Source organism: Pseudomonas morbosilactucae, assembly GCF_023241665.1.
Lineage (GTDB): Bacteria > Pseudomonadota > Gammaproteobacteria > Pseudomonadales > Pseudomonadaceae > Aquipseudomonas > Aquipseudomonas morbosilactucae.
On record NZ_JALQCX010000039.1, the window covers coordinates 23976 to 36582 of the forward strand.

Annotated in this window: 9 protein-coding genes and 1 pseudogene; all 10 read left to right on the forward strand. The window is 62.8% G+C overall.

Features of this window, described 5'->3' with window-relative positions; translation table 11 throughout:
* Window positions 1-19 precede the first annotated feature (19 nt).
* The 10 genes and pseudogenes from hutC to M1B35_RS20840 all read left to right on the forward strand — a co-directional run bounded on the left by hutC (window position 20) and on the right by M1B35_RS20840 (window position 12598).
* Window positions 20-688, forward strand: coding sequence for a histidine utilization repressor (gene hutC / locus M1B35_RS20795; RefSeq protein ID WP_259740352.1), 669 nt, complete (start codon window positions 20-22; stop codon window positions 686-688).
* Complete coding sequence (locus M1B35_RS20800; protein WP_123329265.1) at window positions 685-1257, forward strand: HutD/Ves family protein; 573 nt, start codon at window positions 685-687, stop codon at window positions 1255-1257. The genes hutC and M1B35_RS20800 overlap by 4 nt, the downstream gene beginning before the upstream one ends.
* 497 nt (window positions 1258-1754) lie before the next feature.
* Entirely contained in the window at window positions 1755-3434 is a 1680-nt protein-coding gene (gene hutU / locus M1B35_RS20805; RefSeq protein WP_268262928.1) for a urocanate hydratase, read from the forward strand.
* Between the two features lie 111 nt (window positions 3435-3545).
* On the forward strand, window positions 3546-5018 hold the full coding sequence (locus M1B35_RS20810) for a purine-cytosine permease family protein (protein ID WP_268262929.1): 1473 nt from the start codon (window positions 3546-3548) through the stop codon (window positions 5016-5018).
* A 68-nt stretch (window positions 5019-5086) separates the two neighbouring features.
* Entirely contained in the window at window positions 5087-6052 is a 966-nt protein-coding gene (locus M1B35_RS20815; protein ID WP_268262930.1) for an ABC transporter substrate-binding protein, read from the forward strand.
* 70 nt (window positions 6053-6122) lie between these two features.
* Window positions 6123-6974, forward strand: a complete 852-nt coding sequence (locus tag M1B35_RS20820) for an ABC transporter permease (RefSeq protein WP_123329273.1) — start codon at window positions 6123-6125, stop codon at window positions 6972-6974.
* Window positions 6971-7801 carry a quaternary amine ABC transporter ATP-binding protein gene (locus tag M1B35_RS20825; protein WP_268262931.1) on the forward strand — a complete coding sequence of 277 codons (831 nt, stop codon included), beginning with the start codon at window positions 6971-6973 and terminating at the stop codon, window positions 7799-7801. The genes M1B35_RS20820 and M1B35_RS20825 overlap by 4 nt, the downstream gene beginning before the upstream one ends.
* A 69-nt stretch (window positions 7802-7870) precedes the next feature.
* Window positions 7871-9392 (forward strand): annotated as a pseudogene (locus M1B35_RS20830) (HAL/PAL/TAL family ammonia-lyase).
* A gap of 116 nt (window positions 9393-9508) precedes the next feature.
* Window positions 9509-11047: a histidine ammonia-lyase gene (gene hutH, locus M1B35_RS20835; protein ID WP_268262932.1), complete on the forward strand. Its 1539-nt coding sequence runs from the start codon at window positions 9509-9511 to the stop codon at window positions 11045-11047.
* Between the two features lie 141 nt (window positions 11048-11188).
* Window positions 11189-12598 carry an amino acid permease gene (locus M1B35_RS20840; protein ID WP_268262933.1) on the forward strand — a complete coding sequence of 470 codons (1410 nt, stop codon included), beginning with the start codon at window positions 11189-11191 and terminating at the stop codon, window positions 12596-12598.
* Window positions 12599-12607 lie beyond the last annotated feature (9 nt).

The following is a 12607-nucleotide window of genomic DNA, read 5'->3' on the forward strand; positions in this document are numbered from 1 at the left end:
GTACGCCCGCGTCAAACAAATGATCACGCAGCAGATCGAGAGCGGAAACTGGCCGCCCCATTACCGCGTGCCGTCGGAAAGCGAGCTGGTCAACCAACTGGGTTTCAGCCGCATGACCATCAACCGCGCGCTGCGCGAGATGACTGCCGAAGGCATGCTGGTGCGCATGCAGGGCGTGGGCACCTTCGTCGCCGAACCCAAGAGCCAGTCGGCGCTGTTCGAAGTGCACAACATTGCCGACGAGATCGCTTCCCGCGGTCATCGCCACACATGCAAGGTCATCACCCTGGGCGAAGAGGCTGCCGGCTCCGAGCGCGCCCTGGCCCTGGACATGCGTGAAGGGCAGCGGGTGTTCCATTCGTTGATCGTGCATTTCGAAAACGACATCCCGGTGCAGATCGAAGACCGCTTCGTCAACGCGCTGGTGGCGCCGGAGTACCTCAAGCAGGACTTCACCCTGCAAACCCCCTATGCCTACCTCAACCAGGTCGCGCCGCTGACCGAAGGCGAGCACGTGGTCGAGGCTATTCTCGCCGAGCCGGAAGAATGCCGGCTGTTGCAGATCGAGCGCGGCGAGCCGTGCCTGCTGATTCGCCGCCGCACCTGGTCCGGGCGCCAGCCAGTGACCGCCGCGCGCCTGATTCACCCCGGTTCCCGTCATCGTCTGGAAGGGCGTTTTCATAAATGAGCCAGTTGCACCTTTTACGCGCGGCCGATTACCCGCGCATGCCGTGGAAGAACGGCGGCGGCAGCACCGAAGAAATCACCCGCGACGCGGGCCAGGGCCTGGACGGTTTTGGCTGGCGCCTGTCGATTGCCGATATTGGCGAGTCCGGCGGGTTTTCGAGCTTTGCCGGATATGAGCGGATCATCACCGTGCTGCAAGGCGTGGGCATGACTTTGAACATCGACGGCCAGGATGCGCGGCCCTTGCTGCCGCTGGACCCCTTCGCCTTCAGTGGCGCCAGCCACGTCAGTTGCACCTTGCTCGACGGGCCGATTCGCGACTTCAACCTGATTTACGCCCCCGACCGTTACCGCGCCCGTTTGCAGTGGTTCGAGCGCGAGCAACGCTTCTTTACCCAGGCCACCACCGTGCTGATCTTCAGCGCGGCGCCTCAGGTGCTGGTGGAACTGGACAACGCTGCTACCCAGGAACTGGGGCAGCACGATTGCTTGAAGCTCGAAGGTAACGCCGGCGTGCTGGAAATCGCCGTCAGTGGCCTGTGCTGCGTGATTGAACTGAGCCACGCCTGAACCACGCCTGGCCCTCGCCTGATCCGGGGCCGCTGCCCGTCCGCGGCCCTTGCCTGTATTCCCCCGCCTTTCTTGAAAACCCTTCCGGGCCTGACCTTTGAGGCGTCGCGCGTCGACACCCCGCATTGGGTTTTTAAATGGCGCTGGTGGCTGTTTCCTGGGCGCACCAATTTGTTACCGAATGCCCCAGGCTGGCGCAAAACTCGCGGCAGGTAACGATCGTTGCCCTGTGCAAAAAAACCTCGTTAAAAAAATCCCTTCAGCCAAAGCCTTTATTTAGGCGGCTTCTAGCCATTTCCCCAGGTTTCTTCAGCGTCGATTTGGCGAGTTGGCCGCTTGATTGCATATGCTTGTATGTACAAGTAAATATGTGTGCGTAAGAGTCGACGCAATCCTCTTCGCACCGTGCCTGATTTGTTTGTCGCGCACAGGCTGCGCGCAAGCTTCCCCACCCACTGCCTGGGTGGGTCCGGACTGATCGCTGAGGAGTTTCTTTCGTGACCGAGAACACCAACACCAAGTACCGCAACGTTGAGATCCGCGCCGCCCGTGGCAACCAGCTCACGGCCAAGAGCTGGCTGACCGAAGCACCGCTGCGCATGTTGATGAACAACCTCGACCCGGAAGTCGCGGAAAACCCTAAAGAGCTGGTGGTGTATGGCGGTATCGGTCGCGCGGCGCGCAACTGGGAGTGCTACGACAAAATCGTCGAAAGCCTGACTAATCTGAACGACGACGAGACCCTGCTGGTGCAATCCGGCAAGCCGGTCGGCGTGTTCAAGACCCACAGCAACGCGCCACGCGTACTGATCGCCAACTCCAACCTGGTGCCGCACTGGGCCAGTTGGGAGCACTTCAACGAACTGGATGCCAAGGGCCTGGCCATGTACGGCCAGATGACGGCCGGCAGCTGGATCTACATCGGCAGCCAGGGCATCGTCCAGGGCACCTACGAAACCTTCGTCGAAGCCGGTCGCCAGCACTACGATTCCAACCTCAAAGGCCGTTGGGTCCTGACCGCCGGCCTGGGCGGCATGGGCGGCGCGCAACCGCTGGCCGCCACCTTGGCCGGTGCCTGCTCGCTGAACATCGAATGCCAGCAGGTCAGCATCGATTTCCGCCTCAACAGCCGTTATGTCGATGAGCAAGCCACCGACCTCGACGACGCCCTGGCGCGCATCGCCAAATACACCCAGGAAGGCAAGGCGATCTCCATCGCACTGCTGGGCAACGCAGCGGAAATCCTCCCGGAACTGGTCAAGCGCGGTGTGCGCCCGGACATGGTCACCGACCAGACCAGCGCCCACGACCCGCTCAACGGTTACCTGCCGGCTGGCTGGACCTGGGACGAATACCGCGCCCGCGCCAAGACCGAGCCCGCTGCCGTGGTCAAGGCCGCCAAGCAATCCATGGCCGTCCACGTCAAAGCGATGCTGGCCTTCCAGAAAATGGGTATTCCGACCTTCGACTACGGCAACAACATTCGCCAGATGGCTCAGGAAGAGGGCGTCGAGAATGCCTTCGATTTCCCGGGGTTCGTACCGGCCTATATCCGTCCACTGTTCTGCCGCGGCATCGGCCCGTTCCGCTGGGCGGCGCTTTCCGGTGATCCGCAAGACATCTTCAAGACCGACGCCAAGGTCAAGGAACTGATCCCGGACGACGCCCACCTGCACAACTGGCTGGACATGGCCCGTGAACGCATCAGCTTCCAGGGCCTGCCGGCGCGGATCTGCTGGGTTGGCCTGGGCTTGCGCGCCAAGCTGGGCCTGGCCTTCAACGAAATGGTGCGCAGCGGCGAGCTGTCGGCGCCGATCGTTATCGGTCGCGACCACCTGGACTCCGGCTCCGTGGCCAGCCCGAACCGTGAAACCGAGTCGATGCAGGACGGTTCCGATGCCGTTTCCGACTGGCCATTGCTCAACGCCTTGCTCAACACCGCCAGCGGCGCGACCTGGGTGTCCCTGCACCACGGTGGTGGCGTCGGCATGGGCTTCTCCCAGCATTCGGGGATGGTCATCGTCTGCGACGGTACTGATGAAGCGGCTGAGCGTATTGCCCGGGTACTGCACAACGACCCGGCCACCGGGGTGATGCGTCACGCCGATGCCGGTTACCAGATCGCTATCGACTGCGCCAAGGAAAAGGGCCTGAACCTGCCGATGATCACCGGCTGATACCGCTAGGGGCCGGCTTTCGCCAGGGTGGTGTGCTTGAGGGCGCCATCGTCGGCCAGTCGGCTCCTACTGGGTTTGTGTGCAAAACAATCCATCAGAGGTTGAACATAAATGGCTGCAAATGACGCACGTGCAAGCAACAAGCCGTTGATCGAAAGGCGTTCGATCGACTACATCCCGGAAGCGGAAAGACACGGTCGTCTATTGAGTCAGTTCACCCTGTGGCTGGGTGCCAACCTGCAAATCACCGCGATTGTCACCGGGGCCCTGGCCGTGGTGCTGGGCGGTGATGTGTTCTGGTCGTTGATCGGCTTGCTGATCGGGCAACTGCTCGGCGGCGGGGTGATGGCGTTGCATGCGGCGCAAGGGCCCAAGCTTGGCCTGCCGCAGATGATTTCCAGCCGCGTGCAGTTCGGTGTTTATGGTGCGGCCATCCCGATCGTGCTGGTGTGCTTGATGTACCTCGGTTTCACCGCCACCGGAACCGTACTTTCCGGCCAGGCCCTGGGCCAGTTGTTTGGCGTCAGCGACAGCGTCGGCATCCTGATCTTCGCCAGCGTCATCGTGCTGGTCACGGTGCTCGGGTATCGGGTGATTCACTTCATCGGCCGGGTCGCCAGCGTCATTGGGGTGATTGCCTTCGTTTACCTGTTCAGCCGCTTGATGGGCCAGGCAGATATCGGTGCATTGCTGAACATTCGCCACTTCAGTTGGAGCAGCTTCTTGCTCGCGGTGTCACTGGCGGCCTCCTGGCAGATCGCTTTCGGTCCGTACGTGGCGGACTATTCACGCTACCTGCCGAGCAATATTTCTTCGGTGAAAACCTTTCTCGCTGCCGGCGCGGGTTCGGTGATCGGCGCCCAGGTGGCGATGATCCTCGGGGTGTTCGCCGCCGCGACGGCCAACGGGCAATTTGCCGGTCACGAAGTGGCCTACATCGTGGGCCTGGGGGGGACCGGTGCTACCGCTGCGTTGCTGTACTTCAGCATCGCGTTCGGCAAGGTCACCATTTCCACGCTGAACTCGTACGGCAGCTTCATGTGCATTGCGACCGTCATCAGCGGGTTCCGTGGTCACCTGCAGGTGTCGCGCTTGCAGCGCCTGATATTCGTGCTGCTGATCGTCGGCACTGCGACGCTGATTGCGTTGCTCGGCCAGCACTCGTTCCTCGGTGCGTTCAAGTCTTTCATCCTGTTCCTGCTGGCGTTCTTCACGCCCTGGAGCGCAGTCAACCTGGTGGATTACTACTGCATCACCCGTGAGCGTTACGACGTACCGGCGCTGGCCGATCCGAACGGTCGCTATGGCCGTTGGAACGTCTTGGGTATCAGCGTCTATGTCTTCGGGGTGCTGGTGCAGCTGCCGTTTATCTCCACCAAGTTCTATACCGGCCCGCTGGTAGAGACCCTGGGGGGGGTGGATATCTCCTGGATCATCGGTCTGGTGATTCCCGCCGCCCTGTATTACGTGTGTGCAAAAAAATGGCACGGTTCCGTGCCCGATCACCTGATTCTGCCGGTCGAGCAGGACAGTGATGTTCAGCCTGAAACCCGCGGTGCCGGTCGCGCTGCGGCGCAGGCCTGATTGGACGTGGACAGGGCTGGATGCCTCTTGACTGCCGTAAGCCCATTCATGATTAGGAGCGTCACACAATGAGAATGCAAAAGACCCTGCTGACCACGTTGCTGTCCCTAGGCCTGGTGGCCGCATCCGGTGCCCAGGCTGCGGGTTGGTGCGAGTCGGGCAAGCCGGTGAAATTCGCCGGTTTGAATTGGGAAAGCGGCATGTTGCTGACGGATGTCCTGCAGTTCGTCCTGGAGAAGGGCTACGACTGCAAGACCGACAGCCTGCCGGGCAACTCCATCACCATGGAGAACGCCCTGAGCAGCAATGACATCCAGATTTTCGCCGAGGAGTGGGTGGGCCGCAGCGAGGTCTGGAACAAGGCCGAGAAGGCCGGCAAGGTGGTGGGCGTCGGCGCGCCGGTGGTGGGGGCCATCGAAGGCTGGTACGTGCCGCGCTATGTGATCGAGGGCGATGCCAAGCGCAAGCTGGAAGCCAAGGCCCCGGGGCTGAAGAACATTGCTGACCTAGGCCAGTATTCTGCGGTGTTCAAAGACCCGGAAGAGCCGAGCAAGGGGCGCTTCTACAACTGCCCGGCCGGCTGGACCTGCGAGCTGGACAACAGCGAGATGCTCAAGAGCTACGGCCTGGAAAGCAGCTACACCAACTTCCGTCCGGGCACCGGCCCGGCCTTGGATGCGGCGGTGCTGTCGAGCTACAAGCGTGGCGAGCCGATCCTTTTCTACTACTGGTCGCCAACCCCGCTGATGGGCCAGGTGGACCTGGTCAAGCTCGATGAAAAACCCGGCGTGGACAAGAGCGTGAGCATCAAGGTCGGCCTGTCCAAGACCTTCCACGAACAGGCCCCGGAACTGGTGGCCGTGCTGGAGAAGGCCAACCTGCCGATCGACCTGCTCAACCAGAACCTGGCGCGCATGACCAAGGAACGCATCGAGTCGCCGAAACTGGCGAAAATCTTCCTCAAGGAACACCCTGAAGTCTGGCACCCCTGGGTGAGTGAAGAGGCCGCCAAGAAAATCGACGCAGCCTTGTAGGCCGGATTTTTCCGGCGGTCCGCAAGGGCCGTCGGATGCGGCGCCACACCCCTTTGATCGAGAGCCTCCTATGTTTCCTGAAAGCTTCACCTTTTCCATCGCCGACTGGGTCAACGGCTGGGTCGACTCCCTGGTGACCAATTACGGCGACGTGTTCCGGCACATCTCCGACACCTTGTTGTGGGCCATCGTCAACCTCGAAGGGATGCTGCGCGCAGCGCCCTGGTGGCTGATGCTGGCGATCGTCGGTGTGGTGGCCTGGCACTCGACCCGCAAGCTGGTGACCACGGCGGTGATTGTCGGCTTGCTGTTCCTGGTGGGCGCGGTGGGGCTCTGGGACAAGCTGATGCAAACCCTGGCGCTGATGCTGGTGGCCACGCTGATTTCGGTGTTGATCGGCATTCCCCTGGGAATCCTCTCGGCCCGCAGCAACCGCCTGCGTTCGGTGTTGATGCCGTTGCTGGACATCATGCAGACCATGCCCAGCTTCGTGTACCTGATCCCGGTGCTGATGCTGTTCGGCCTGGGCAAGGTGCCGGCGATTTTTGCCACGGTGATCTACGCTGCGCCGCCGCTGATCCGCCTCACCGACCTGGGCATTCGCCAGGTGGACGGTGAAGTCATGGAAGCCATCAACGCCTTTGGCGCCAACCGCTGGCAGCAGCTGTTCGGTGTGCAACTGCCCTTGGCCCTGCCGAGCATCATGGCCGGGATCAACCAGACCACCATGATGGCCCTGTCGATGGTGGTGATCGCCTCGATGATCGGTGCCCGTGGTCTGGGCGAGGATGTACTGGTGGGGATTCAGACCCTCAACGTCGGGCGCGGCCTGGAAGCCGGGCTGGCGATCGTGATTCTGGCGGTGGTGATCGACCGCATTACCCAGGCCTACGGTCGGCCACGCCATGAGGTGAACAAATGAGCAATCCAGCCATCAGCAAGATCGAAGTCAAAAACGTATTCAAGATTTTCGGCAACCGTTCCGCCGAGGCGCTGGCGATGATTGGCCAGGGCAAGAGCAAGGACCAGGTGCTGGCTGAAACCGGCTGCGTGGTCGGGGTCAACGACCTGTCCCTGAGTATCGGCACCGGCGAGATTTTCGTCATCATGGGCCTCTCCGGTTCCGGCAAGTCGACCCTGGTGCGCCACTTCAACCGCCTGATCGACCCCACCAGCGGCGCGATCCTGGTGGACGGCGAGGACATCCTGCAATACGACATGGAGGCCCTGCGCCAATTCCGCCGGCACAAGATCAGCATGGTGTTCCAGAGCTTCGGCCTGCTGCCCCATCGCAACGTCCAGGACAATGTGGCGTACGGCCTCAAGGTGCGTGGCGAGAGCAAAGAAGTCTGCGCCGAGCGGGCGCTGCACTGGATCAACACCGTGGGCCTCAAGGGCTACGAGAAGAAGTACCCGCACCAGCTGTCTGGCGGCATGCGCCAGCGGGTCGGCCTGGCCCGTGCCCTGGCGGCGGACACTGACATCATTCTGATGGACGAGGCCTTTAGTGCCCTGGACCCGCTGATCCGCGCCGAAATGCAGGACCAGTTGCTGGAGCTGCAGAAGACCCTGCACAAGACCATCGTGTTTATCACTCACGATCTGGACGAGGCCGTGCGCATCGGCAACCGCATCGCGATCCTCAAGGATGGCCGGCTGATCCAGGTCGGCACGCCGAAAGAGATCCTGCATTCGCCGGCGGATGAATACGTCGACCGTTTCGTCCAGCGGCGCGCTGCCACCGTGTAGGAGCCGGCTTGCCGGCGAAAGGTCCGGCAAAGCGGTACAGAACCCAAGGTTTGCATGAAGAGGTCCACGATGTCCCAGGCTGAAAAAATCGTCATCGCCGACGCCCCTCTGGGGTGGCAGGAGGTGGTCGCCGTTGCCCGTCACGGCGCACAGCTCGAGCTGTCGGCCGCGGCCTGGGCGCGGATCGACAACGCCCAGGCGATCGTCCAGCGCATTGTCGCCAGCGGCGAGCGTGCCTATGGTGTGAACACCGGCCTGGGAGCGCTGTGCAATGTGTCCCTGCAGGGCGAGCAACTCAGCCAGCTGTCGCGCAATACCCTGCTCAGCCATGCCTGTGGTGTGGGCGCGCCCCTGGCCGACGAGCAGACCCGGGCGATCCTCTGCGCCGCCATCCTCAATTACAGCCACGGCAAGTCCGGCATCCATCGGCAGGTGGTCGCGGCCCTGCTGGCCTTGCTCAATCGCGGCATCACCCCGCAAGTGCCGTCCCAGGGCTCGGTGGGTTACCTGACTCACATGGCCCACATCAGCATCTGCTTGCTGGGGGTGGGGCAGGTGAGTTACCGCGGGCAAGTGGTCAGCGCCGCCCAGGCCCTGGCCGAAGAGGGGCTGGAGCCTGTGCAACTGGGGGCCAAGGACGGCCTGTGCCTGGTCAATGGCACGCCGTGCATGACCGGCCTCAGTTGCCTGGCCCTAGCCGACGCCCACCGCCTGCTGCAATGGGCCGACGTGATCGGCGCCATGAGTTTCGAGGCCCAGCGCGGGCAGATCGCGGCGTTTGACGCGGAGATCATCGCCCTCAAGCCGCACCCGGGCATGCAGCGCGTGGGCGACAACGTACGGGCGTTGCTGGCGGGCAGCGAAGTCATCGCCGCCAGCCTGGGGATTCGTACCCAGGATGCTCTGAGCATCCGTTCCATTCCCCAGGTGCACGGCGCCGCCCGGGACCAATTGGCCCATGCCACGGCGCAGATTGAAACCGAGCTCAATGCCGCCACGGACAACCCGTTGCTGCTGGGTACGCCGGAGCGTTACCGGGTCATGTCCCAGGCCAACCCCATGGCAGTCGGTGGCCCTGGCGGCAGACTTGCTGGCGATTGCCATGGCCGAGATCGGCTCGATTGCCGAGCGCCGCCTGGATCGCCTGATCAACCCTCACGTCAGCGGCTTGCCGGCGTTTTTGGTGAGCAACCCCGGGGTCAATTCCGGAATGATGATCGTGCAGTACGTGGCCGCCTCGTTGTGCGCGGAAAACCGCCAACTGGCACAGCCGGCAGTGCTCGACAATTACGTCACCTCCGGGTTGCAGGAAGACCATTTGAGCCTGGGCACCAACGCCGCCTTGAAGCTGTTGCGGGCCCTGGAGAACTGCACGCAGATTCTCGCCATCGAGTACCTGCTGGCGGCCCAGGCATTCGAGTTTCTCAAGACCCAGCGTTTTGGCGCGGGTACCGATATCGCGTGGCGGCTGTTGCGCGAGCAGGTGCCGCCCTATGACCAGGACCGCTGGCTGGCGCCGGACATCGCCTGTGCTGCCGCCTTGCTCAAAGACCCGGCTGCGCTGCAGCGGGCATTACCCCATGTGCACTGAATAGATCCCGACCATCGCCAGCGTGCCAAGGCGCCACAGCTCAAAAAAGCCTGTGGCGACGGATAACGGAAGCTTCCGGAGCGACTGGCAGTTATTACAAAACTCTCAAAAGGAGCATGAATGTGACTGCGCTTAACCTGATTCCCGGCCAACTGACCCTGGCCCAGCTGCGTGCCATCTACCAGCAGCCGACCCGCCTGACCCTGGACGACAGCGCCTCGGCGCAGATCGATGCCAGCGTCGCCTGCGTCGAGCAGATCCTCGCCGAGAATCGCACCGCCTATGGCATCAACACCGGTTTCGGCCTGCTGGCTTCGACCCGGATTGCCAGCGCCGATCTGGAAAACCTCCAGCGCTCCCTGGTGCTGTCCCACGCCGCCGGTGTCGGACAACCCCTCAGCGACGACTTGGTGCGCTTGATCATGGTGCTCAAGGTCAACAGCCTGAGCCGTGGTTTCTCCGGGATCCGCCGCGTGGTGATCGACGCCTTGCTGGCGCTGATCAACGCCGAGGTTTACCCGCACATCCCGCTCAAGGGTTCGGTGGGGGCTTCCGGCGACCTGGCGCCGCTGGCCCATATGTCCCTGGTGCTGCTGGGGGAGGGCAAGGCCCGCTACAAAGGTGAGTGGCTGGACGCCACCGCCGCGCTGGAAGTGGCCGGCCTGAAGCCGCTGACCCTGGCGGCCAAGGAAGGCCTGGCGCTGCTCAACGGCACCCAAGTGTCCACGGCGTTCGCCCTGCGCGGCCTGTTCGAAGGTGAAGACCTGTTCGCCGGCGCCTTGGTGTGCGGCGGCCTGACCGTGGAAGCGGTGCTGGGCTCGCGCTCGCCGTTCGACGCGCGGATCCATGCCGCTCGTGGCCAGCGCGGGCAGATCGATTCGGCTGCGGCCTATCGCGACCTGCTCGGCGACAGCAGCCAGGTGTCCCAGTCGCACCAGAACTGCGACAAGGTCCAAGACCCGTACTCCCTGCGTTGCCAGCCGCAAGTGATGGGTGCCTGCCTGACCCAATTCCGCCAGGCCGCTGAAGTGCTGGTGGTCGAAGCCAACGCCGTGTCGGATAACCCGCTGGTGTTCGCGGCCGAAGGCGATGTGATTTCCGGTGGCAACTTCCACGCCGAACCGGTGGCCATGGCGGCGGACAACATGGCCCTGGCCATTGCCGAGATCGGTTCCCTGAGCGAGCGCCGCATCTCCCTGATGATGGACAAGCACATGTCCCAGTTGCCGCCGTTCCTGGTGGGCAATGGCGGGGTGAACTCGGGCTTCATGATTGCCCAGGTCACTGCGGCGGCCCTGGCCAGCGAGAACAAGGCCCTGTCCCATCCCCATTCGGTGGACAGCATCCCGACCTCCGCCAACCAGGAAGACCACGTGTCCATGGCCCCGGCTGCCGGCAAACGCCTGTGGGACATGGCCGAAAACACCCGCGGCGTACTGGCGGTGGAATGGCTGGCGGCGTGCCAGGGCCTGGACCTGCGTGAAGGCCTGAAGACCTCCACCAAGCTGGAACAGGCCCGCAGCATCCTGCGCGAGCAGGTGGCGTTCTATGAGAAGGACCGTTTCTTCGCACCGGACATCAACGCCGCGAGCGAACTGCTGGCCAGCCGCTGCCTGAATGAATTGGTCCCGGCCAAGCTGCTGCCAAGCCTGTAACTGCACCACCCTCCTGTAGGAGCCGGCGTGCCGGCGATCCGCACAACGCGGTGTGCCCGCCACACCGCCATCGCCGGCAAGAGCTGGGTGTCCAGTCGGCTCCTACACGTTTCTCGGGATAACAATAAATAGGGAAGAGAAATGCACCAGCAAGAGAAGGGTTTGAAACGCGGGCTGTCTGCCCGACATATTCGCTTTATGGCACTGGGGTCGGCGATCGGCACCGGGCTGTTCTATGGTTCTGCCTCGGCCATCCAGATGGCCGGCCCGGCGGTGCTCCTGGCCTACCTGATCGGTGGCGCCGCGGTGTTCATGGTGATGCGCGCCCTTGGCGAAATGGCCGTGCACAACCCGGTGTCCGGCTCGTTCGGTCAGTACGCCAGCACCTACCTGGGGCCCATGGCCGGCTTTATCCTCGGCTGGACCTACGCCTTTGAAATGATCATCGTCTGCCTGGCCGACGTCACCGCCTTCGGCATCTATATGGGCTTCTGGTTTCCCGAGGTGGCCCGCTGGGTCTGGGTGCTGGGCATTGTCTTTCTGATCGGCGGCCTGAACCTGTGCAACGTCAAAGTCTTTGGCGAAATGGAGTTCTGGCTGTCGTTGCTCAAGGTCGGCGCCATCGTCGCGATGATCCTCGGCGGCTTCGGCATCATGCTGTTCGGCATTCATTCGGCGGGCGAGACTCAGGCTGGCGGCCTGAGCAACCTGTGGGCCCACGGCGGCTTCATGCCCAACGGCATCGGCGGTCTGATTGCCTCCCTGGCGGTGGTGATGTTCGCCTTTGGCGGCATCGAAATCATCGGCATCACCGCCGGTGAAGCCAAGGACCCACAGCGGGTCATCCCCAAGGCGATCAACGCCGTGCCGCTGCGCATCCTGTTGTTCTACGTGCTGACGCTGTTTGTGCTGATGGCCATCTACCCGTGGCCGCAGATCGGCAGCCAGGGCAGCCCGTTCGTGCAGATATTCAACAACCTGGGCATCGGCTCGGCGGCGACCATCCTCAATATCGTGGTGATCTCGGCGGCGGTCTCGGCCATCAACAGCGACATCTTCGGTGCCGGCCGCATGATGTACGGCCTGGCCCAGCAAGGGCAGGCGCCCAAAGGGTTTGCCCAGTTGTCGAAACAGGGCGTGCCGTGGATGACCGTGGTGGTGATGGGCGCGGCTTTGTTGGGTGGCGTGCTGCTCAACTACCTGATTCCGGAAAACGTGTTCCTGCTGATTGCCTCGATTGCCACCTTCGCCACGGTCTGGGTGTGGCTGATGATTCTGTTCACTCAGGTGGCCATGCGTCGCTCGATGAGCAAGGAGCAAGTCGCCGAGCTGAAATTCCCGGTACCGTTCTGGCCCTATGCGCCAGCGGCGGCCATCGTGTTCATGCTGTTTGTATTTGGCGTGCTGGGTTATTTCCCCGACACCCAGGCCGCCCTGATTGTCGGCGCCGTGTGGATCGTGCTGCTGGTGATTGCCTATCTGCTGTGGGTCAAGCCTGCAGCCGGGCAAGCCGCCAAGGTTCACCGCGACCCGGCTTTGTCTCACCGTTAACTTATGGAG